Raw genomic sequence first — 22,319 nt, forward strand, 5'->3', positions numbered from 1 at the left:
AGGCGATGGGGGATGGGGTCGGAATGATCGAGGCACAGCCCCCCCGCCCCGACCGCAAAGTCCTGGTCGTCTTCGGCACGCGCCCCGAGGCGATCAAGCTGTTTCCGGTCGTCGGGGCTCTCAGGGCGATCCCCGGGCTGGTGGTGCGTACCTGCGTCACCGCGCAGCACCGGGAACTGCTCGATCAGGTACTCGCGATCGCGGGGCTGACACCCGACGTGGATCTTGACCTAATGAAGCCGGGCCAGTCGCTCAACCGCCTGACGGCACGGCTGCTGGACGGCCTGGGCGATGTGATGGACGCCGAGCAGCCCGACCGCGTGATCGTGCAGGGGGATACCGCAACCGCGATGGCGGGTGCGCTTGCGGCCTATTATCGCAAGGTGCCGGTCGCGCATGTCGAGGCCGGGCTACGCTCGGGCGATATCCATCATCCCTGGCCCGAGGAAGTGAACCGCCGGATCGTGGCTTGCATCGCGGATCAGCATTACGCCCCGACCGAAACCGCCGCCGCCGCCCTGCGCCGCGAGGACATCGACCCCGCGACGATCCACGTCACAGGCAACACCGTGATCGACGCGCTCCATGCAACCCGCGCCCGGCTCCTCGCCGATCCGTCGCTGGCAGCCGGTCTGGACGAGGTTGCCGCGCGGTTCGCGGGCAAGCGGATCGTGCTCGTCACGACGCACCGGCGGGAGAATTTCGGCGGGGGAATGGAGAATATCGCGCGCGCGCTCGCCCGGATCTCGGAGCGTGACGACACCGCGATCCTCTTCCCGGTCCACCCCAACCCCAATGTCGTCGCGGTGATGGACGCGATGCTCGGCGACCGGCCCAACATCGCGCGGATCGATCCGCTCGATTACCCGCACTTCATCCGCGCGCTCGATCTCGCGCATGTCGTGCTGACCGACTCGGGGGGCGTGCAGGAAGAAGCGCCGGCGCTCGCCAAGCCGGTGCTGGTCATGCGTGAGACGACCGAGCGCCCGGAAGGCGTTGCAGCGGGGACGGCGCTGCTGGTCGGGACGGACGCCGACCGCATCGTTTCCGAGACGTCTCGGCTGCTCGATGACCGTCAGGCGTATCGGGCCATGGCCCGCGCGCACAATCCGTTTGGGGACGGTCGCGCTGCCACAAGAATCGCACGACGCGTCGCGGCGGGTTTTGAAGGCTGACCTGGTGGTCGTCGTGCTTTCGCGCGACTCAGGCGGCTGCGGTCAGCAGCGCGCTTTCGGTTTCCTCGATCCAGCCGCCGCCGATCACACGGTCGCCGCCGTAGAGCACGGTCGCCTGCCCTGGCGCGACGCCATATTCGGGCGCGTCGAATACGACCCAGTCGCCGTCGCGGCGCGCGGGCACGGGCTTGGCAAGCGAGCGGACCTTGGCGGTCAACGGACCGTCATAGTGCCCACCCAGCCAGTTGATCCCGCTCAGCCGCGCCGCGCGCACCGCCAGCGCCGCGCGCGGGCCGACGACGACGCGCCGTGTTTCCGCCTCCAGGCGGATGACGTAGAGCGGCTCGGGCGTGCCGCCGATCTCCAGCCCGCGGCGCTGGCCGACGGTGAAGTGGATCAGCCCCTTGTGCCGTCCGAGCACGCGGCCCTCGGCGTCGACGATCTCACCCGCGGTATCGGCCTCCGGGCGCAGCTTCTTGACCAGTCCGGCATAATTGCCATCGGGGACGAAGCAGATGTCCTGGCTGTCGGGCTTGCCCGCCACGCCGAGCCCCAGTTCGGCGGCAATCTCGCGCACGCGCGGCTTGGGCAGGCCGCCGAGCGGGAAGCGCAGGTAATCGAGTTGGGTCTGCGTGGTCGCGAACAGGAAGTAGCTCTGGTCACGCGCCGGATCGAACGCCCGATGAAGTTCGGCCCCCGCAGCCCCCTCGACACGGCGGACGTAATGCCCGGTCGCAAGGCAGTCCGCGCCGAGATCGCGCGCGGCGGCGAGGAGGTCGGTGAATTTCGGCCCCATGTTGCACTGGATGCACGGGATCGGGGTGCGGCCGGCGAGGTAATCGTCCGCAAACCGATCGATTACCTGATCGCGAAAGCGCGTTTCGTGGTCGAACACGTAATGCGCGATCCCCAACCGGTCGCACACCGCACGCGCATCGCGGATATCGCGCCCCGCGCAACACGATCCGGCACGCCCGACCGCCTCGCCGTGGTCGTACAGCTGCAGCGTTATCCCGATCACTTCCGCACCCGTCCGCACCGCCAGCGCGGCGACCACCGAGCTGTCCACGCCGCCCGACATCGCGACGACGATGCGCTTGCCCACGCCGTCGGGACCCAACTGAAATTCTGCGTCTGTCATGATGCGTCGAGAGATAGGCGCTTCGGAAGCAACATGCAAAACCGCCGGAAAAGCTTGCGGGCTTTACGCCCCCTTTAGAACCTCTGTCCTACAGCGTCCCGGCTCGCCCTGTGGATGTATGTGTGGACCTTAGCTTTTCCCGATTTGAAACAGACGTGCATGTGGTGGCGCTGTCGCCCGATCTTGCCGTGCTGATGGTTGGGGTGGCGGCCCGGCAGGCGGCGAGTCCGACCGCGCTGGCGCAAGCGCGGCTCCCCCGCATCCACGCTAGTGATCCATTCACCCCGGCGCACGGCGCATTCAACGTCGCCGTCTGGGAAATGGTCGAGTTTTGCGGTGACTGGAGGAAAGCGTGAACGCGACGTTTACCGAGACGCTTTAGCCAGCGTTCAAGTCCGACGGTTATGACCGTAACGAATAAGCTGCAGAGGGGCCTCCGCCCCGAGACAAGGTCTTGTAAGAATGATCGAGAACCAGAAGATCCGCCCAGCAAGAGTGATCGGTCCGCTCGGAGAGCCCTTGACGCTCGACTCGCTTCCGCCACCCGAGACGACGCGCTGGGTCGTGCGGCGGAAGGCGGAGGTCGTGGCGGCGGTCAATGGCGGTCTGCTGTCGGTCGACGAGGTCTGCGAACGCTACGGCCTGACGGTCGAGGAGTTCGCCAGCTGGCAGCGCGCGATCGACCGTTCGGGGATGCCGGGGCTCCGCGTAACCCGGATCCAGCACTATAAGTCGCTGTACGAGCGTCAGCAAAAATACTGATTTTCCGATCCGGTCGGGGTTTACTCGATCCGGAGCCGGAACAAAAATCACGGTTTGAGAGTCTTGTCTCCGTCATCCCGGACATAACCGGGCAACGGAGGGTAAAATGGTTGGACTTATTGTTTGGCTCGTCGTCGGTGGCGTGTGCGGTTGGCTTGCCAGCATGATCATGCGTACCGATGGCCAGCAGGGGATTCTCCTCAACGTCATCGTCGGCATCATTGGTTCGGTGATCGCATCGTTCCTGTTCGGGGCAGGGATCAACCAGGCGATCACGATCAACACGTTCATCTATTCGCTGATCGGCGCAGTTATCCTGCTCGCGATCGTGAATCTGATCCGTCGCGGTACGGTTCGCTAAGAATTCGGTCCAACCGGATGATCGGGCCGCTGGGGAAACCCAGCGGCCCTTTTCATGTCCGGCGGATAGGCGTCGGCTATTTGAGCAGGAAGCGCACGGTAACGGTGACGCTGACCTGCGTTTCGCCCGCCGCGATCGGCGTTGAATCGCTCGCCTTCATTGCGCGTGCCATCGCGAAGACCGGGGGTTGCGGGTTGGACCCGTCGTTGGTGCCATTCTCGCTGATCGTGACGATCCGGACGACGCTCATGCCGGCAGCCTTGGCATAAAGCTCGGCGCGCGACCGCGCGATCTTCACCGCATCGGTGCGGGCTTCGTCCAGCGCGGCGTCGGGCTTGTCGAGCGACAACGTCGGGCCATCGATCTGGTTCGCGCCCTGCGCGACCAGCGCGTCGAGGATTGCACCCGACTTGGCGACATCACGGAAACGGATTGAGACGCTGTTGCTCGCCTGATAGCCGGTGACCGCAGGGGGCTGGCCTTCAGTGTAGCGATATTGCGGATTGAGCGCGACGCTGGCGGTGCGGATATCGCGTGCGGCCACCCCGGCCTGCTTGAGCGCAGCGAGCACCCGCGCCATCCGCGTCGCATTTTCCGACAGGGCCGCAGCCGCGGTCTGCCCCTGCGTCACGACGCCCGCGCGGATCGTCGCCACGTCTGGTACACGCGCGGTCCGGCCTTCGGCGGATACGTCGAGCAGCGCGCCGTCGGGCAGGATCGTCGGCGCGGTCTGTGCCATCGCGGGGGTCGCCGCCGCCAGGACCGCAGGCATCAGCAGCATCATCGTCGAACGCATCGTCTTCTCCCAGAGAGTCGGGCAAACGAGCCCGTCCGGGGCCCTGTTGCCAGCTTTGGGTGAAACGAGCGATGAACAATCGTTACGCGGTGCGACCTATCTTTGCGGGATCAGCGACCCGCCAGGATCGCATCGATCGCTTCGGCCACGCCGTCGTCGTCATTGCTCGCGACGACATGGGTTGCTTCGGCGCGGACCGCTTCCGGCCCCTGCCCCATCGCATATGACACAGCGGCGCGCGCGAACATCGGCAGATCATTCGCCTGATCGCCGAGCACGGCGATCTGCCCGAGCGGCACATCCATTGCCTTTGACAAAGCGGTGAGCCCAACGCCCTTGTTCCCGCTGACCGGCGTGACGTCGAGGTAATAGGTTTGCGACTGCGCGATTGTAGCGCGATCGTCGAAGCCGTGCATCCGCTTGCGCAGGTCGATCAGCAAATCGGGATCGTCACTGACGAACGTGACCTTATCGACGCGATCGAACAGGTCCGTGAAATTCTGCGTCACGACAGGATCCTGGTTCGACGCACGCTTCTCGCTGTCGACATGACCGCCGACATCGGTGCTGGCGTACCAGAGATCGTCCGCGAACACCCACGTATCGACGGCGGCGCCCTCGGCAGCGGCGAACACGCCTTCAAGCACGGCACGCTCGATCCGGTCCGCGTGCGAGACGGTCCCGTCCCGCGTGAAGACAGTACCGCCATTGAACGCGCCCATCGGCGAATCGATTTCCAGCGCATCGGCGATTGGCATCATGCCCGAGCGCGGACGCGCGCTGATGATGCTGAACCCGATCCCGGCGTCGCGCAGGCGGGCAACCGCCGCGCGCACGCCAGGCGTGACCTGCTTGCTGCTGTCGACCAAGGTACCGTCAACGTCGGAGACGACCAGCCGGATGTCCGACACACCGCTCACTGCGGCATCTCGACGTGACCGCCAAAGCCGTAGCGCATCGCGGACAACAACTTGTCCCCGAACGTATGATCGACCCGGCTACGATAGCGCGCGAACAATGCCGCCGAGAGGACGTTGACCGGCACCGCTTCTTCCATCGCGGCCTGGACCGTCCAATGGCCTTCGCCCGAATCCGCGACCTGGCCCGAGAAGTCGTCGAGCATCTGGTCCTTGGCCAATGCCGACGCCGACAGATCGAGCAGCCACGACGAGATCACCGACCCACGCCGCCAGACTTCGGCGATATCGGTCAGGTTGAGGTCGAAGCGTTCGTCCTCGGGAAGTTTGTCGGACGACTTGCCCTTCAATACGTCGAAGCCCTCGGCATAGGCCTGCATCAGCCCGTATTCGATGCCGTTGTGCACCATCTTGACGAAATGACCGGCACCCGCCGGCCCGGCATGGATATAGCCCTGCTCGGCACGCGGATCGGCAGCCGCGATATCGCGATCGGGTGTACGCGGGATCGTCCCCATGCCCGGTGCGAGCGCGGCCAGGATCGGGTCGATATGATCGACCGCTTCCTTGTCGCCGCCGATCATCATGCAATAGCCGCGCTCGAGCCCCCAGACGCCGCCCGACGTGCCGACATCGATGTAGCGGATGCCCTTCTCCGCAAGCGCCTTGGCGCGGCGGATGTCATCCTTGTAGAAGCTGTTGCCGCCGTCGATGATGATGTCACCTGACTGTGCGAAGCCGGAGATCGTCTCGATCGTCTGCTCGGTCGGGCCGCCCGCGGGCAGCATGACCCAATAGATCGCCGGGGTATCGAGCTTGGCTTTCATGTCCTCGAGCGAGGTCGCGCCTTCCGCGCCGTCACCAACCAACTTCTGGACGGCGGCTTCGTCGCGATCGAACACCACCGACTGGTGCCCCGCGCGCATGATCCGTCGTGCGATGTTGCCGCCCATTCGGCCAAGGCCGATCATACCGATTTTCATGACGCGCGCGCTCCTGGGGGGTCAGATAAAAAGACGTCCGCCCCGGCATGACACCAGGACGGACGATGAAACGCCCAAAGGCGTTTTAGGCTGCAACCGGATGTTTGGCCGCGATCGACCCGAGCAGATCGTCGAACGCCTTCGAGAATGACGCGACGCCTTCTTCGACCAGTTCACTGGTGACACCGTCGAGATCGAGCCCAAGCCGCTCCGCTTCCGACAGGACATGCCGTGCACCTTCCACGTCCTGCGTCAGTGTTTCGGTCGCCGTACCACGCTCGCGGTAAGCGTCGAGCGTCTTGGGCGGGATCGTGTTGACGGTATCCTTGCCGATCAGCGTGTCGAGATACAGCGTGTCGGGATAGTTGGGGTTCTTGGTCCCCGTCGATGCCCACAACAGCCGCTGGACCTGCGCGCCCTTGGCGGCAAGCGCCTGCCAGCGTGCCGAAGCGATGAACTCTTCGTACCAGGCATAGGCGAGCTTGGCGTTGGCGATCGCGACCTTGCCCTTGAGCGGCTTGGCCTCATCGCCACCGACGCCGGCGTCGATCTTGTCGTCGATCTTTGAATCGATCCGGCTGACGAAGAAGCTCGCAACGCTGGCAATCCGGTCGATCGGCTCGCCGCGCGCAGCGCGCTTCTCGAGACCCTCGACATAGGCTTCCGCCACCGCCTGATACGCGTTTTGCGAAAAGAGCAGCGTCACGTTGACGTTGATCCCGGCGTCGATCGTCGCCGCAATCGCGGGGACGCCAGCCGGCGTGCCCGGGATCTTGATCATCACGTTGGGCCGGTTGACCGCCTTCCACAGCTTCTGCGCCTCGGCGATCGTCGCATCGGTGTCGTTCGCCAGGTAGGGCGAGACCTCGAGGCTGACATAGCCGTCCTTCGAATCGAGCCGGTCATAGACCGGGCGCAGCGTGTCCGCCGCTGCCTGGATATCGAGGATCGCGAGATGCTCGTAGCGGTCAATCGTCGGCGCTTCCGGGTTGGTCTTGTCATAGGCGGCGAGCTCGGCGTCATACGCGTCGCCATGCCCCATCGCCTTTTCGAAGATCGACGGGTTGGAGGTCACGCCAGTCAGCGCGTCCTCGTCGACCATCTTCTGGAGGCTGCCCTCGGCGAGAAACTTCTTCTCGACGAAATCGAGCCAGACGCCTTGGCCGAGTGCGGCCAGATCGTTGAGCTTGCCCATCAGTTCTTCTCCCGCAGTTCGTTGGCGATCTTCACGATGTTGTCGACCGTGAAGCCGTATTTGTCCTGAAGCTTGGTGATCGGCGCAGACGCACCGAAGGTCGACATCGTCACGGTCGCACCGTCGAGCCCGACATAGCGGTCCCAACCGATTTCGCCCGCCATCTCGATCGCGATGCGTGCCTTGACGCTCTTGGGAAGCACCGATTCCTTGTACTCGGCGTCCTGCAGCTCATAGCGATGCCAGCTCGGCATCGACACGACGCGCGACGCGACGCCATTTTCCTTGAGCTTCTCATGCGCTGCGACAGCAAGCGACACTTCCGAGCCGGTAGCGATCAGGATCACTTCCGGTTCGTCCGCGCCGTCGAGGATATAGGCACCCTTCTTTAGGCCATCCGCGCTTGCATATTTGGTGCGGTCGAGCGTCGGCAGCGCCTGGCGCGACAGGACCATCGCGGTCGGGTGGCTGGCGTCCTCGACGATCGCGCGCCATGCGGCGGCGACTTCGTTCGCGTCGCCCGGACGGATCGTGTCGAGCCCCGGGATCGCGCGGAGCGTCGCGAGATGCTCAATCGGCTGGTGGGTCGGGCCGTCTTCGCCGACGCCGATCGAGTCATGCGTGAACACCCAGACCGAGCCGACTTCCATGATCGCCGACAAACGGATCGGTGCGCGCATGTAATCGCAGAACACCAGGAAGGTGGAGCCATAGCCGCGCAGGTGCGACAACGTCATGCCGTTGACGATCGCGCCCATGCCGTGCTCGCGCACGCCAAAGTGGAAGTTGGTCCCGCCGTAATTGTCCGCCTCGAACGAGGGTGCACCCTTGATGTCGGTCTTGGTCGAAGGCGCCAGATCGGCGGACCCGCCAAGCAGCCACGGCAGCTTAGGCGCGATTGCGTTGAGCACCTTGCCCGACGAATCCCGCGAAGCGACGCCCTTGGCATCCGCCTCGAACACCGGGATGTCGGCGTCCCAGCCGTCGGGCAGGCTGTCCGACAGCATCGAATCGAGCTGATTGGCGAGGTCCGGGTAAGCCTTGCGATATTCGACGACCTTGGCTTCCCACTCGGCACGGAGCGGGGCCGCGCGGTCAAGCATCGATGCCTTGAACCGTTCGGCAACGCCTTCGGGGACGAGGAACTGCTCGTCCTCGGGCCAGCCATAGGCTTGCTTGGTCAGGCGAATGTTGTCAGCGCCGAGCGGCTCGCCGTGTGCCTTCTCGCTGCCCGCCTTGGGGCTGCCATAACCGATGACCGAATGGACGACGATGAAGGTCGGCTTGTCGGTGGTCGCCTTGAACGCTTCGAACGCAGCGCTGAGCGCGCCGACGTCGTTCGCATCGTCGACATGGATCACGTTCCAGCCGTAAGCGACGAAGCGCGCACCGACGTCCTCGTCGAACGCGAGCGCGGTGTTGCCCTCGATCGAAATGTGGTTGCTGTCGTAGATCCAGCACAGGTTGGAAAGCTTGAGATGCCCCGCCACCGATGCGGCCTCTGCGGTGACGCCCTCCATCATGTCGCCGTCGCCACACAGCGAATAAACGTCATGGTCGAACAGCGTGAAGCCCGGCTGGTTGAACCGCGCCGCGAGCCAGCGCTCAGCGATCGCCATGCCGACTGAGTTGCCGCAACCCTGGCCGAGCGGACCGGTCGTGGTCTCGACGCCCGTGGTGTGACGATATTCAGGGTGGCCCGGCGTCTTCGAATCGAGCTGGCGGAACTGCTTGAGATCCTCGAGGCTGAGTGCGGGCTTGCCCGACTTCTCGCCATCGGCACCGATTTCCTCGATCCCGGCCAGATGGATCAGCGAATACAAAAGCATCGACGCATGGCCGACCGACAGGACGAAGCGGTCACGGTTGGGCCAATCGGGCGTGGTCGGGTCGTAGCGCAGGAATTTGGTCCACAGCGTCTGCCCGACCGGCGCAAGCGCCATCGGTGTGCCGGGGTGGCCGGAGTTGGCGGCCTGGACCGCATCCATCGAAAGCGTACGGATCGTATCGATCGCGAGACGGTCCGCGCTGCCGTCCTCGTGGACGCCGGCGTCGGCGGTCTTGGTCTGGGTATCGGCCATGAAAATATTCGCCTTTTGTTTGCGCCCTGAACGCTTGCGGACAGGTCGGGTTGCGGAATGGATGCGCTTTAATCCGATGCACTGCTACGTTCCAGCCGCGTAACGACGCCGCGGTCCGCGATATACGCCGCAGACACTTCGGTCAGGAACAGGCCGTGGCCAAGGGCTCCCGGGATGGCGGCGATGTTCTGGGACAAGCGCATATGATCAATCGTAGCGGGAAAGACGCAGTCGATGATAGCGTTACCTTGGTCGGTCACGAAATCCTTTCGGACGGTCACGTGCGCGCCGAGATCGGCAAGTCGGGCGGACACGAACGCGATCCCGAACGGAAGCACTTCGACGGGAACGGGCGCGTTCCCGATCGCATCAACCCGCTTCGAGCCGTCGGCGATCACGATCATCCGTGTGCTTGCCGCCGCGACAATTTTCTCGCGAAGCATCGCGCCCCCTGCCCCCTTGATGGCTGCAAGCGTGGGGTCGATCTCGTCCGCGCCGTCAATCGTCAGGTCGATCTGCGCGGGAAGATCGATCAGCGGGATCCCGGCGGCACGCGCCATTGCCTCGCTCGCCTTGCTGGTCGCGACCGCGCGAATGTCGAGGCGGCGCTCCCCCAGCGCAGCGATCGCAAAGGCCGCGGTCGACCCGGTGCCGAGCCCGACGATCATCCCCGCACGGACTTCCTCGACCGCCGCCATCGCCGCGATCCGCTTGTCGGACTCGTTCATGTTGCCGCCTTTAGCATCGCTCTTCCTACCGCAAAGGCCGTATGACCAAAGCGCGGACATTTCCACTGGCCCCTGACGCGAACGCAGGGCAAAGCACCGATCCATGTTCGAGAAAATCCTGGCGACACTCGCCACTTTCACCATCTGGGTCATTTCCAGCGGCGGTTATGTCGGTATCGCGCTGTTGATGGCGATCGAATCGGCGTGCATCCCGCTCCCGTCCGAGATCATCATGCCGTTCGCAGGCTATCTCGTGTCGGTCGGGCGGTTCAACTTATACTGGGCGGCGACCGCAGGCGCGATCGGGTGCAACCTCGGGTCGATCGTGGCCTATGAGATCGGCAAGCGCGGCGGACGTCCGCTGGCCGAACGCTGGGGTCGCTACGTGCTGATCGGGCCGGGCGAACTCGACACGGCGGACCGCTTCTTCAAGCGCTTCGGCAGCATCGCGGTGTTGATCGGGCGCCTGCTTCCGGTGATCCGCTCGTTTATCGCCTTCCCCGCCGGCGTCGCGCGCATGCCGCTGATGCCGTTCCATCTGTACACATTCCTCGGCTCTTGGCCGTGGTGCTTCGGGCTTGCATGGGTCGGCATGAAGCTCGGTGACAAGTGGAACAGCGACCCGCGCGTCAAGGCGGCGTTCCATAGCGCGGACCTCGTGATCGGGCTGGTGGTGGTCGCGGCGATCGCCTTTTACATCTGGCACCGCGTCCGTGGCTTGAAGCGGCACTGAGGCATCCCGACATCCTTCTGGCGCGGCACCGCGTATCTCGAGCGGCAACGTCGGGAACGCGCGGGTTGCCCCAGCCGGAAAGGTGCTTTGCGATGCTCAAGCCGATTCTCTTTACCGCAGCCGTGGCCGGCGCGGCTGCATTCGTCCTGAGTGGCGGTGCGGCGCGTGCCGAACGCGCAGTCCCCATCCCCGCAGCCACCGCCGACGTCACCGGCGCGACCGGCCCGCAGACCGCGGTCTTCGCGGGGGGCTGCTTCTGGGGGATGGAAGCGGTGTTCGAGCATGTGAAGGGCGTCCGCCAAGTGACCGCTGGCTATGCCGGGGGCACGCGCGACACGGCGACCTACGACCAGGTCTCGACGGAAACCACGCGTCATGCCGAGGCGATTCGCGTCGTTTATGATCCCGCCAAGGTCAGCTACGCGACGCTACTCCGCGTCTATTTCTCGGTCGCGCATGATCCGACGCAGCTGAACCGCCAGACGCCCGACAGCGGCCCCAGCTATCGCTCCGCGATCTTCCCACAGAATGCCGCCCAGCGCGGGGTCGCCGCAGCGTACATCGCCCAGCTTGGCAAGGCCCGTGCGTTCGGCAAGCCGATCGTGACGAAGATCGAGACGGGCGCGTTCTTCCCGGCCGAGGCGTATCACCAGAACTTCTTCGATCGGAATCCGAACCACCCGTACATCGTGACGTTCGATAAGCCGAAGGTCGCGGCATTCCGCGCGGGGTTCCCGCAATTGGCGAGCTGAGGGAGGATTGCTTCCACCCCTCTGCTTCTTCCCCACCAAGGCCGGGGCCCAGTCGAGATGGCCGAAGTAACGAAACGCTGACCCCAGCTTTCCGCTGTCTCGCTACTGGGCCCCGGCCTTCGCCGGGGAAGCAGCTTTGGGTAGAACGAAGAACTTTACGCCGCCATGCGAAACCGCAGCGTGCGATCCTGCACCTAGATCAACGCCAAGACCGCGGCATTTTGTGTGGAATTCTGCAACTGGCAAACTGAGGGATGCCCTCACCACCCATCTGCTTCTTCCCCGGCGAAGGCCGGGGCCCAGTCGAGATGGTCGAAGTAACGAAGCGCTGCCCCCAGCTTCCTGCCGTCCCGCTACTGGGCCCCGGCCTTCGCCGGAGAAGCAGCTTTGGGTCGAACGAAGCGCTTCACGCCGCCAGGCGAAACCGCAGCATCCGGTCCTGCACCGGGATCAGTGCCTCGGCACCCTTCCCCACCGCGCGCACGATCTCGGGATGTTGCGCATCCAGCCCCCCGGTCAGCGCGCCGAACGCGGGCAGAATCAGCTTGCTCAGCGTAGCAATGAAGCAGCGGCGCGAGACGTTCTGGCCGCGCACGCGCAGTCGCAACTTTGGATGAAAATGCCCCGACAGTTCGGGCCGCGGGTCCGCCGGATCGGCCTCGTGCCGCAGGACGAGTCCGTCGACCACCGCTTCATCGACCAGCGCGCCGCCGCAGCGATCCGCCATGCCGCTGTCGTGGTTGCCCGTGATCCACGTCCAGCGCGTCGCCGCAGTCAGCGCGCGGAGCCGCGCCTGTGCCTCCGCGGGTAAGCGGTGGCAGCCTTCGTCGTCGTGGAAACTGTCGCCGAGACACCAGATCTCGCTCGCCCCGGTCACCGCAACGACCTCTTCGAGCGCTTCGAGCGTGACGAGCGAATCATAGGGCGGGAGCATCTGCCCGCGCTGTGCGAACCAGCTGGCCTTCTCGAAATGCAAATCCGCGACAAGCAGCGCCGATCGGCGCGGCCAGAACAGCGCGCCGCTACGGAGTGCGTGCAAATCGTGACCGGCGAACGAAAAGGGAACCATAGTGCCGTCTATGTCTGAAACACCGGCTTCATGCAACGTTCACGAAACCGCTTGCGCTCTGGTATCACAGGCGTAAAGCGCGCCGTCCTTCCCGGCAGGTCGCCCATCCTATCATGTCTGTAGCCACCGCCACGTCCACTACCGCAAGTCCCCACGGTGCGCCCGCGCACCCGGCGCTGTTTGCGCTGACGATCGGTGCGATCGGGGTCGTGTTCGGCGACATCGGGACCAGCCCACTCTACGCATTCCGCGAGGCGCTCGAGCTCACCGGCAAGGACGGGCTCGATCCGGGCGAGATCCTCGGCGTATTGAGCCTTGCGATCTGGTCGCTGATCTTGGTCGTCACGATCAAATACGTCGTCTTTCTGATGCGGATGGACAATCAGGGCGAAGGCGGCGTGCTCGCGCTGACCGCGCTGGCGCGACGTGCGCTGGGCAGGCGGTCGCTGATCGCGCTGGTGCTCGGGTCGGCAGGCGCATCACTGTTCTACGGCGATGCGATCATCACGCCGGCGCTGTCGGTGCTGTCTGCGGTCGAGGGGCTGAAGACGATACCGGGCATGGAGACCGTCATCAGCGAACAGGTCATCCTGTCGATGACGATCGTTATCCTGATCGCGCTGTTCGCGATCCAGAGCCGCGGCACCGCGAGCGTCTCCCGGCTGTTCGGGCCGGTCTGCCTTGTCTGGTTTCTCGTGCTCGGCGGCCTCGGCCTTTGGCACATCGCAGACGAGCCTTCGATCTTGCGCGTTGTGTCACCGCATTACGGTGCGCTGTTCCTGCTCAACCACGGCGTCACCGGGCTGTTTGTGCTCGGAGCGGTGTTCCTGACTGTGACCGGCGCAGAAGCTTTGACCGCAGACATGGGGCATTTCGGGCGGTTGCCGATCCGCATCGGCTGGTTCGCACTCGTCTTCCCGTGCCTGATCTGCAACTACCTCGGCCAGGGGGCATTCGCGCTCAACGCGCTGGAAGCGGCAAAGGCGGCGGGGCAGCCGTTCCATAACCAAGACTGGTTCTTCCTGATGGCGCCCGCGTCGATCCGTCCCGGCTTGATCGTCCTCGCGATGGCGGCGACCGTAATCGCGAGTCAGGCGGTGATCACCGGGGCTTATTCGCTGACCCAGCAGGCGATCCAGCTCGGGCTTCTCCCGCGGCTCCGTATCCGCCAGACCTCGGCGACACAGGCGGGGCAGATCTACCTGCCCTCGATCAACTGGTTGCTGCTGTTCGGCGTGCTCGTACTGGTCGTTCAGTTCCGCACATCCTCGTCGATGGCCGCGGCGTACGGGATCGCGGTGACCGGCACGATGGTCGTCACCACGCTGCTTGCCTATATCGTGATACGGCATCGTTGGAACTGGGGGCGTCCGCTCGCCTTTGCCGTGATCCTGCCCTTCCTGACGCTCGACCTGATCTTCTTCGGCGCAAACATCCTGCGCGTGATCGAGGGGGGCTGGGTGCCGCTGGTTGTCGCGAGTGGGATTGGCCTCGTCATCTACACCTGGAACCGCGGCCGCGGGATCGTGCGCGCGTTCGAGGCCCGGCAGAGCGTTCCGCTCGCTGACCTCGCCGCAGCCCTCTCCAAGCGCCCGCCCGAGCGGGTCGAGGGCATGGCGGTGTTCCTGACCGCCAATCCCGACAGCGCGCCGGGGGCGCTGCTCCACAATCTCAAGCACAACAAGGTGCTCCACGAGAAGAACCTGATCGTCAGCATCCGCACCGCCGACCGCCCATCAGTCGCGCCCGAGGAACGTGCCGAGATCCGGCAGGTCGACGACAATTTCACGATCGTCGTGCTGCAGTACGGCTTCATGGAATCGCCCGACGTGCCGCGCGATCTCGGGCTGGAGGCGCAATCGCACAAGAAGGCGCTCAACCCCGCCAAGACGAGCTATTTCATCGGGCGCAACACGATCAAGCCCGCCGCCGACCAAGGGATGCCGATGTGGCAGGACCGGATCTTCATGTTCCTGCAGCGCAACGCCAGCGACCCGACCGACTTCCTGCGCATCCCGCCGGGCAAGGTGCTCGAACTGGGCGAACAGGTAACTGTTTGAGGCCGTCGGTGCGGCGATGCGGGCGCGGTGCCTTTCCCGAGGCACAGGGCAGCATGATGTCGTTGCAGGCCGAAGTGGTAAGCGTTCCACGTCGTGACGGCGTGGAGCGCGATCGTCACAGGTGCCTGCTCACTTTCGAGACAATTCGCCGAACCGCAACGTCATCGTGATTTAAAAATGTTGCGATGCACATTGGCGCAAGATCGTTACGGCAATTTGCTTTTCTTTGTCGGTCAATAGGTTACGCTTCCTATTCGTAGGTACAGAGCAAGGGGCCGTAATGAACGCGATCAGCAATACGCCAAACGGGCCAGTCGAAGCCATCTTGCCGCCCAATGACGATATCCGCACGACCGTCGATCACATGGAAAAGATCGCGCAATTCACTCCGCTCGTGATCCTTGCCGTGCTGGTCGGGATTCCGGTCGTCAGTGCCTTGTTGCATGGGGCAATCGGATCGGCGATCCTGAGCGGGGTCATCATGTTCGTGCTCGCAGGGTTCGCGATCAAGATCGTCAATTCGCTGGTGATCGCCCCGATGCAGAACATCCGGTACAAGCGGATCGCAACCACGCTGGCGAGTCAGGTGCAGGCCCTGCCGCTGCCGACCAACCTGTGGCGCTCATGGTGGGCGGGTGCTCCGGGGGCGCTGGCGATCACGCAGGACGGGCATGTCGTGATCGTCGACAAGTCGACCGATTACACCCATCTCTGGCTCGGCGAAGGGCAGATCGTCAACGTCAGCGTCGAGCGCGAAGCGACGCAGATCACCAACACAAAGCACGGCGGCCGGTTCACCCTCGGGGGTGCATCCAGCAGTGGTGTGTTCGGGGGCTATACGTTCGGCGGGCGTTCAAAGTCGGTTACCCGGATCGTCGAGACGGCTTTCCTTGAAATCCGCTATCAATTCGAACGCAATGGCGCGGTTTATACCTCGGTTATTCCATTTAACGCGGATCGGCGTGGTGCCGATGAACTGTGCGCGGCGATCACCCGGATCGAACATGGCACCAGGCCCGCATAACATGGTTTCAGGGGAAGGATTGCCTCGCCATTTTGAAGAAAGCGGGGCATTCGGCCGAGGCAGCGCATAGCCGCGGGGAAAGAATGCCGATGTCCGAAGAGTACGACCACGGCCGCCGCGACGGCCTGCGCCTCGCGCTCGCCATCCTGTCGGCGGAGGAAGCGAAATGGGCGGCGTTGCTCGGCGAGAGCAAGTCGTGGCGGACCAACCAGATCCGCGAGGTCCGCCATAAGACGTTGCAGGTCGCGCAGAAGCGGGTTCAGACCGTGCTTAACCGCCTTTCGCCCAAGCAGGACACGGGGATGAGCGACGAACTTGCCGCCGCGCTCGATATCGCGGGGCTTTGACCGCCGCGTCCGTATACGCGGCGGTCTGCAAGCCCGAACCGCCTACCCCGCATAGGCCTTGACCAAGTCGAACAGGTAATCCCGCCCGTCGTAGAGCGACTTGACGTTCATCCGCTCGTTGAGCCCGTGTGCGCCGTTGATGTCCGCACCGATGAACATACCCGGCACGCCGTAGACCGGGATTCCCACCGCCTCGAGGAATACGCCATCGGTCGCCCCCGTCGACATCATCGGCAGGATCGGGGTGCCGGGGAAATGCTTCGCCGCGACCGCCTTGGCGGGACCGAGGATCTTGGGGTCGAGCGTCGGCGGGACCGCGGTCGGGCGGATCGGCTGGTTAGCGGTGACGGTCACCTTCGGCCCCGCGAGTTCCTTCAGCTTCGCCAGCGTTGCGTCGACCGTCTCGCCGGGGAAGATGCGGCAATTGACGTTGGCCGTCGCGCGCTGCGGGAGGGCGTTCTCTGCATGGCCGGCATCGACCAGTGTCGCGACGCAGGTGGTGCGCAGGACCGAGTGGAAGGTCTTGTTGCTGCTCACCACCGCGTTCGCCTCGGTATCGGCGGGGTTGGCGAGCAGCCGCTTGATCGCATCGCCCATCGGGCCGGGCTGCGCCGCCGCATTGCCCGCGAAGAAGGCGCGGGTGGTTTCGGTGAAGCGGATCGGGAATTCATACCCCTGCACTGACTTCAGCGCATCCGACAATTGGTAGATCGCATTGTCGGGGGTCGGTTGCGAACTGTGCCCGCCGGGGTTGGTGGCCACCAGCTTGAAGTTCTGCGCGGCTTTCTCTCCCACCTGGAGGAACAGCGTCTTGCGTTCGCCCTGCTCGGTCAGCAGCCCGCCACCGCCTTCGTTGAGCGCGAACTCCGCTGCGATCAGGTCGGGCTTGTTCTTGGCCAGCCACTCCGCGCCGTTGAACGCGAAGGTCGTCTCCTCGCCGCAGGTCAGCGCGAGCTTGATCGTGCGCTTGGGGCGATAATTGCCCGTCTTGAAGCGGATCATCGCGTCGGACCAGATCGCCGCCTGCCCCTTGTCGTCGGTGCTGCCGCGCGCGTAATAATAGCCGCCTTCCTCGACCAGCTTGAACGGATCGCGCGTCCAGTCCTCGCGCTTGGCCTCGACCACGTCGAGATGCGCGAGCAGCAGCATCGGCTTGATCCGGGCATTGCTGCCCTTGAGCACCGCGACGAGCCCGCCTTCCTTGGGGTGATCGGGGACCGCAAAATAGGTGATGTCGGTATCGGCATAGCCCGCCGCCTTGAGCCGTGCACCGATCTGCGCCGACGCCTGCGTGCAACTACCGACGGAGAGCGTGGTGTTGGTCTCGACCAGCTCCTTGTAGATCTCGAAGAACGCCTTCTGGTCGGGGCGCTCCTGTGCGGAGGCGGCAGGGGTCAGCGCGGCGGCGGCCACGGTGCCTAGAAGGATCGTCGAAAGCGTTGCGCGCATGGTGGTGCCCCCACAAGAGTATCCGGGCAAAGCTAGCGCGGCGCGATACGAACGCAACTGCTAGGATGTGCCCGCTACAATGCCGCTGCCGCGGCATGCGGCCGCGCCAGATGCAATTCGCGATTGGCAAAGTCGATCCGCACCTGCCCGAACAGGTGCATCGCATCCATCCCAAGCAACAGCGCGGGCCGATCCGCCAGTCCGAGCCGTGCGAACGGTGCCGCATCCGAGAACGCGATCGGCAGATTGGCGAGCTTGATATCGCCGACCTGAACCCCCGTCACGATACTGTACTGCGCCTCCAGCACCGCGCCGGTGACGCTAAGCAGCCGCACCGCCGTCAGCGGACCGCTGCTCTTGGCAACGAGCCGCTGGAGCGCGATGTTGCCCATGCTGACGACCGATCCGGTATCGATCACGACCCGGATCCGCCGACCACCATAATGCGCATCGGTGACGACCAGCTGGCCGAACAAGTTCTTCGCGCGGATGACGATGTCGTCGCGGCCAAAGAACTCGCGCCGGGTGCGCCGCGTCGCGGGGGATACGGTCATGACGTTGCGCGCAAAGTCGATCTCGACCGCCTTGCCCTGCAACGTATCGATGCCGATCAGCCCGGACGCGCCGAGATGCTGTTCGAACAGCACCGGCGCTTCGATGCGAGTCCCCGTCAGTTGCGCCCCCGCCTTGGGGGAGCCGACAACGATGTGCGGCACGAGGACGGTCGACACGGGCACCGTCCCCGCCATCGCGGTCACGCGTACCCTGCGCCCCGCCGACAGCCCCAGCGTGGCGGCAAGCTCGTGCGACAATACGGTGCGTTCAGAGCCGGTATCGACGATGAAACGAAACGGGCCACCGGCGCCGATCGTGACGGGCACCGTCATCCGCGTATGATCGATCCCGAAACCAAGTTCCTCGGCCAAGGCGGTCTGACCATCTTGCTGAGGCGATTGCTGCGCAGCAACCGGCGGCGTCTGGGGCGGAACGGGCTGTACCACGGTCTGTCCGGGGTCGAGCAAGGCGACCAGCGGAACGGCCAGGAACAGCGCCGAAAACATGGTCACAAACTACGCTCGTTCCGGCCCCTTCACAAGCGCGATCAGTCGATCCGCATCGCCTCGGCCGCCAGCACTTCAGCTTCCTCGAGCAGGGCATCGTCGGACATGCCCTGCGCGACTTTCTCGCGCCCGATCAGCGTCAGCACCGGCACCGCGAGCGGCGAGATCCGCGGCAGATCGACGTGCAGCATCGTCTCCGCCGCGCGGTCGAGCAGGTTGGCGAGGCGGCCAACGTCGGTCATCCGCGCACGCGCATCCGCCCATGCCGCCTGGAGCAGGATATGCGCGGGCTCGTATTTGCGCAGCACGTCGTAGATCAGATCGGTCGAGAAGGTCACTTGCCGCCCGGTCTTGCGCTTGCCCGGGATCTGCCGCTCGACCAGCCCGCCGATCACCGCGACCTCGCGGAACGCGCGTTTGAGCAGCGCGGATTGCTGCACCCATTCGACAAATTCGCCTTCGAGGATATCGGGCGAGAACAGTGCTTTCGGATCGGTGATCGGATCGAGCCCGAAGCACGCGAGCGCATAGTCGTTCGAGACGAAACCGATCGGCCGCAACCCCTGCGTCTCCATCCGCCGCGTGATCAACATGCCGAGCGACTGATGCGCGTTCCACCCCTCGAAACTGTAAGCGACCATGTAATGCCGCCCCTCACGGGGGAAGGTCTCGACCAGCAACTCGCCCGGGCGTGGCATCGTCGATCGCGCCTGCTGCGCCTCGAGCCATTCGCGCACGTCGTCCGGGAAACGCGCCCATTCGGATGAATCCGCAAGGAAGCCGCGCACCCGGTCCGCGAGGTTGGTCGACAAGGGCATCCGCGAACCGCCGTAGCTCGGGATACGGGCCGGGCGGGCGGTCGCGCGGACGACGAGATCCTCGGTGTCGATCCGTTCGACCTCCAGGCTCATGCCCGCGAAGAAGAAGGTGTCGCCGGGGCTCATCGTCGCCGCGAACGCTTCCTCGACTCGACCGAGCGTGCGCCCGTTCTTGAAGCGAACGCTGAGCATCGTCGCCTCGACGATGATCCCGGCGTTGAGCCGATGCTGCGCAATGAAACGCGGATGGGTGATCCGCCACATCCCGTCGGCGTCCTGCGTCAGCCGCTTGAACTTGTCGTACGCCTGCAGCGCATAGCCCCCGTCACGGATGAAGCTCAGCACCTGTTCGAACGTCTCGGCGGTCAACGCGGAATAGGGGAGCGCGGAGCGAACTTCATCGAGCAGTACGGCCTGATCGAACGGGGCTGCGCAGGCACACGCCATTACATGCTGCGCGAGCACGTCGAGTGCGCCTGCGCGAAACACCTCCTCGTCAAGTTCGCCTGCTTCAACCGCGTCGAGTGCTGCACGCGCCTCGAGATATTCGAAGCGGTTGCCCGGAACGACGATCGCTTCCGAGGCTTCGTCGAGCCGGTGGTTCGACCGCCCGATCCGCTGGAGCAACCGTGACGAGCCCTTGGGCGCGCCCATCTGGATCACGCAATCGACGTCGCCCCAGTCGACCCCCAGGTCGAGGCTAGCGGTCGCGACCAGTCCGCGCAACTTGCCGTCCGCCATCGCGCCTTCGACCTTGCGGCGGGCCTCGATACTCAGCGAGCCGTGATGCACGCCGAGCGGCAGGTTCATGGCGTTCGCCTTCCACAGATCCTGGAAGATCAATTCGGCCAGCGCGCGGGTGTTGCAGAAGACGATCGTGGTCTTGTGCGTCTCGATCTCGGCGATCACCTGTTCGGCAGCGTAGCGTCCCGAATGGCCCGACCACGGGATACGGCCCTCGGGGAGCAGGATTGCGATATTGGGCGCGGCACCGGGATCCCCCTTCACCAACTGGACGGTATCGATATCACCATCGGGCGCGAGCCACGCCCGGTAGCCGTCGGGGTCCGCGACCGTCGCCGACAGCGCGACCCGACGTAGGTCGGGCGAGATCGTCTGAAGCCGCGCCATGCCGAGCGACAACAGGTCGCCGCGCTTGCCCGTCGCGAAGGCATGGACTTCGTCCACCACGATCGTGCGCAACCCGGCGAACATCGTCGCGGCATCGGGGTAGCTGAGCAACAGGCTGAGGGATTCGGGCGTGGTCAGCAGGATCTGCGGCGGGCGGATCCGCTGCCGCGCCTTGCGGTCGCTGGGGGTGTCGCCGGTGCGGGTCTCGATTCGGATGTCGAGCCCCATCTCCTCGACGGGGGCGAGCAGGTTGCGCTGAATATCGACCGCGAGCGCCTTGAGCGGGGAGACGTAGAGCGTGTGGAGCCCTTCGCTGGGGTTTTCGATCAGCTCGGCAAGCGTGGGCAAAAACCCGGCGAGCGTCTTGCCCGCGCCGGTGGTAGCGACGAGCAACCCATGCGCGCCCGATCTTGCGACGGCGAGCATGTCCAGCTGGTGCCGGCGCGGTGCCCAGCCTTTTTCAGCGAACCAGTCGGTCAGGACAGCGGGGAGAGACGGCGCGGGTTGAGGCACTTGTGCCATATGGGACGTGCGGTGCGGCGGGGCTAGGATCGAATTAACGGTCGCCCCATCCACGTACGTCATGCGGTGTCCCGTCGGCTACCGCACCACGGCTTCGACCGTCAGCGCGCCCGCGGGTAGCGGGACGCATACGTCCGCCGCAGGGACTTCCCCCGACAGCCAGCCTGCTCAGTCTCGGCGCTCAACAATGACGATCTGCCGGTCGTGGTACGGCGCGATGTCGGGTCCGGGCGGGCAAATCAGCATCGTGAAGGCCTCCCCCACCGCAGGATGTTCGCGCCACAGTCCGGCGATCCCGAACCACGCCTCGCCGGTTTTGCTAAAGGACCATTTGTCCTTGCGCTTCTGCCGCGGGTCGGCGGGGGCGGTGAATTCGTAAAAGGCGTCCGCTGCGATCAGGCAGCGCCCTTGTGCCGCACTGTTGCGGAAGTCGCGACCGTCGGAACGGTAGTTGTAGACGGGCTTGCCCGATGGCCCGGGCCAGCTCCAGCGACGCATGACGCCCTCAGTGGCGAAGTCCGTGTCGGCTTCGGTGCGATCCGCCCGGATGATGAACGTCGTGTCAGTGATCTTGAAACTGTCGATGCTGGCCAGATTGGGCAGACCTTCGGGAAAGCGCAGCGGAATGCGCAGTTCGTTAAAGTCGTCACGCATCAGGCCGAGCGCGATCCGGCGGGCTGCTTCGTTGCACATGGCAGGAAGCTTACAATATCCCAGGCGAGGGTCGAGATACTTCCCCGGCGAAGACCGGGGCCCAATTGCGAAGGCCAATGTGATCTGGCGCGGTACCCGACACATGCGGTCTCGCTATTGGGCCCCGACCTTCGTCGGGGTGGTGCCAAGATAAATCGGAGCGCGGGAAGTGATACCCGCGTGCCGTCCTCAGCGAACGGCAGCAGCCTGGTTCGCGACCACTTCGCCGCGCTGCTCCGGGGTCATCGCTTGTGCGTTGACGTCCGCCGCGCGGATCGCATCGGCCCGGTCTTCGGCGGTCTCGCGTTCGGCCTTGGCGGCTTCCTGCAGATTCTCCGCCTGTGCCTCCATCGCGTCGGCACGGTTCTCGCCAGCCTTCTCGACTTGCTTGGCAAGCTTGCCGTCGCCGTTGCCACCGCAGGCGGCGAGCGGCAGTGCAAGCCGACAGCGCCACAAACATCGTCTTCTTCATCGGTAGATCCCTGTTACCCGTGCCAGATACGCGGCACGTCCGGGAAAAC

22 protein-coding genes are annotated in these 22,319 nt (G+C 64.9%); 9 read left to right on the forward strand and 13 right to left on the reverse strand.

Annotated elements, in window-relative coordinates:
- Nucleotides 1-23 precede the first annotated feature (23 nt).
- A complete protein-coding gene (wecB, locus tag AC3WJR_RS11430; protein WP_492725072.1) occupies nt 24-1,175 on the forward strand; it encodes a non-hydrolyzing UDP-N-acetylglucosamine 2-epimerase in 1,152 nt (383 codons plus the stop codon).
- 28 nt (nt 1,176-1,203) lie between these two features.
- Here wecB and mnmA read toward each other — a convergent pair whose 3' ends face one another.
- Nucleotides 1,204-2,316 (reverse strand): tRNA 2-thiouridine(34) synthase MnmA, encoded by a 1,113-nt coding sequence (gene mnmA / locus AC3WJR_RS11435; protein ID WP_492725074.1) that lies wholly within the window; start codon nt 2,314-2,316, stop codon nt 1,204-1,206.
- 122 nt (nt 2,317-2,438) lie between these two features.
- Between mnmA and AC3WJR_RS11440 the strand changes: the two genes are divergently transcribed.
- The 3 genes from AC3WJR_RS11440 (at nt 2,439) to AC3WJR_RS11450 (ending at nt 3,439) form a co-directional block, all read left to right on the forward strand.
- Nucleotides 2,439-2,672: a hypothetical protein gene (locus tag AC3WJR_RS11440; protein ID WP_492725078.1), complete on the forward strand. Its 234-nt coding sequence runs from the start codon at nt 2,439-2,441 to the stop codon at nt 2,670-2,672.
- A gap of 106 nt (nt 2,673-2,778) precedes the next feature.
- Entirely contained in the window at nt 2,779-3,078 is a 300-nt protein-coding gene (gene sciP / locus AC3WJR_RS11445; RefSeq protein ID WP_354281920.1) for a CtrA inhibitor SciP, read from the forward strand.
- A 106-nt stretch (nt 3,079-3,184) separates the two neighbouring features.
- Nucleotides 3,185-3,439: a GlsB/YeaQ/YmgE family stress response membrane protein gene (locus tag AC3WJR_RS11450; RefSeq protein ID WP_354281919.1), complete on the forward strand. Its 255-nt coding sequence runs from the start codon at nt 3,185-3,187 to the stop codon at nt 3,437-3,439.
- 76 nt (nt 3,440-3,515) lie between these two features.
- On the opposite strand, the gene AC3WJR_RS11455 is transcribed toward AC3WJR_RS11450, so the two are convergent.
- The 6 genes from AC3WJR_RS11455 to rpiA form a co-directional block, all read right to left on the reverse strand.
- Entirely contained in the window at nt 3,516-4,235 is a 720-nt protein-coding gene (locus AC3WJR_RS11455) for an SIMPL domain-containing protein (RefSeq protein WP_492725081.1), read from the reverse strand.
- A 110-nt stretch (nt 4,236-4,345) separates the two neighbouring features.
- On the reverse strand, nt 4,346-5,155 hold the full coding sequence (locus AC3WJR_RS11460) for a Cof-type HAD-IIB family hydrolase (protein WP_492725083.1): 810 nt from the start codon (nt 5,153-5,155) through the stop codon (nt 4,346-4,348).
- Complete coding sequence (gene gnd / locus AC3WJR_RS11465) at nt 5,152-6,135, reverse strand: phosphogluconate dehydrogenase (NAD(+)-dependent, decarboxylating) (RefSeq protein WP_492725085.1); 984 nt, start codon at nt 6,133-6,135, stop codon at nt 5,152-5,154. The genes AC3WJR_RS11460 and gnd overlap by 4 nt, the downstream gene beginning before the upstream one ends.
- 85 nt (nt 6,136-6,220) lie before the next feature.
- Entirely contained in the window at nt 6,221-7,330 is a 1,110-nt protein-coding gene (tal, locus tag AC3WJR_RS11470) for a transaldolase (RefSeq protein WP_492725087.1), read from the reverse strand.
- Nucleotides 7,330-9,411 carry a transketolase gene (gene tkt, locus AC3WJR_RS11475; protein ID WP_492725090.1) on the reverse strand — a complete coding sequence of 694 codons (2,082 nt, stop codon included), beginning with the start codon at nt 9,409-9,411 and terminating at the stop codon, nt 7,330-7,332. The genes tal and tkt overlap by 1 nt, the downstream gene beginning before the upstream one ends.
- Before the next feature lie 68 nt (nt 9,412-9,479).
- The gene (gene rpiA, locus AC3WJR_RS11480) at nt 9,480-10,139 is read right to left on the reverse strand and encodes a ribose-5-phosphate isomerase RpiA (RefSeq protein WP_492725092.1); all 660 of its coding nucleotides are present in this window, start codon (nt 10,137-10,139) and stop codon (nt 9,480-9,482) included.
- Nucleotides 10,140-10,242: 103 nt separating this feature from the next.
- On the opposite strand from rpiA, the gene AC3WJR_RS11485 reads away from it, so the two are divergent.
- Both AC3WJR_RS11485 and msrA read left to right on the forward strand, forming a co-directional pair.
- The gene (locus AC3WJR_RS11485; RefSeq protein WP_492725094.1) at nt 10,243-10,872 is read left to right on the forward strand and encodes a DedA family protein; all 630 of its coding nucleotides are present in this window, start codon (nt 10,243-10,245) and stop codon (nt 10,870-10,872) included.
- A 92-nt stretch (nt 10,873-10,964) separates the two neighbouring features.
- Complete coding sequence (gene msrA, locus AC3WJR_RS11490) at nt 10,965-11,624, forward strand: peptide-methionine (S)-S-oxide reductase MsrA (RefSeq protein ID WP_354281912.1); 660 nt, start codon at nt 10,965-10,967, stop codon at nt 11,622-11,624.
- A gap of 406 nt (nt 11,625-12,030) precedes the next feature.
- Here the strand turns inward: msrA and pdeM are convergent, their stop codons facing one another.
- A complete protein-coding gene (gene pdeM / locus AC3WJR_RS11495) occupies nt 12,031-12,693 on the reverse strand; it encodes a ligase-associated DNA damage response endonuclease PdeM (RefSeq protein ID WP_492725097.1) in 663 nt (220 codons plus the stop codon).
- A 113-nt stretch (nt 12,694-12,806) separates the two neighbouring features.
- On the opposite strand from pdeM, the gene AC3WJR_RS11500 reads away from it, so the two are divergent.
- From AC3WJR_RS11500 to AC3WJR_RS11510, 3 genes are all read left to right on the forward strand, one after another.
- On the forward strand, nt 12,807-14,753 hold the full coding sequence (locus AC3WJR_RS11500; RefSeq protein ID WP_354281910.1) for a potassium transporter Kup: 1,947 nt from the start codon (nt 12,807-12,809) through the stop codon (nt 14,751-14,753).
- Nucleotides 14,754-15,033: 280 nt separating this feature from the next.
- Entirely contained in the window at nt 15,034-15,777 is a 744-nt protein-coding gene (locus AC3WJR_RS11505) for a hypothetical protein (RefSeq protein ID WP_354281909.1), read from the forward strand.
- 89 nt (nt 15,778-15,866) lie between these two features.
- Nucleotides 15,867-16,124 (forward strand): hypothetical protein, encoded by a 258-nt coding sequence (locus AC3WJR_RS11510; protein ID WP_354281908.1) that lies wholly within the window; start codon nt 15,867-15,869, stop codon nt 16,122-16,124.
- A 42-nt stretch (nt 16,125-16,166) separates the two neighbouring features.
- Here the strand turns inward: AC3WJR_RS11510 and AC3WJR_RS11515 are convergent, their stop codons facing one another.
- The 5 genes from AC3WJR_RS11515 to AC3WJR_RS11535 form a co-directional block, all read right to left on the reverse strand.
- Complete coding sequence (locus AC3WJR_RS11515; RefSeq protein ID WP_492725101.1) at nt 16,167-17,573, reverse strand: M20/M25/M40 family metallo-hydrolase; 1,407 nt, start codon at nt 17,571-17,573, stop codon at nt 16,167-16,169.
- Between the two features lie 74 nt (nt 17,574-17,647).
- Nucleotides 17,648-18,634 carry an aspartyl protease family protein gene (locus AC3WJR_RS11520; protein WP_492726124.1) on the reverse strand — a complete coding sequence of 329 codons (987 nt, stop codon included), beginning with the start codon at nt 18,632-18,634 and terminating at the stop codon, nt 17,648-17,650.
- Between the two features lie 41 nt (nt 18,635-18,675).
- Nucleotides 18,676-21,105, reverse strand: a complete 2,430-nt coding sequence (locus AC3WJR_RS11525) for a ligase-associated DNA damage response DEXH box helicase (RefSeq protein ID WP_492725103.1) — start codon at nt 21,103-21,105, stop codon at nt 18,676-18,678.
- A 168-nt stretch (nt 21,106-21,273) separates the two neighbouring features.
- A complete protein-coding gene (locus AC3WJR_RS11530; protein ID WP_492725105.1) occupies nt 21,274-21,798 on the reverse strand; it encodes an SOS response-associated peptidase family protein in 525 nt (174 codons plus the stop codon).
- A gap of 189 nt (nt 21,799-21,987) precedes the next feature.
- Entirely contained in the window at nt 21,988-22,254 is a 267-nt protein-coding gene (locus AC3WJR_RS11535) for a hypothetical protein (RefSeq protein WP_492725107.1), read from the reverse strand.
- Nucleotides 22,255-22,319: the final 65 nt, after the last annotated feature.

It is taken from the genome of Sphingomonas sp. FW306-05-A (assembly GCF_058782275.1).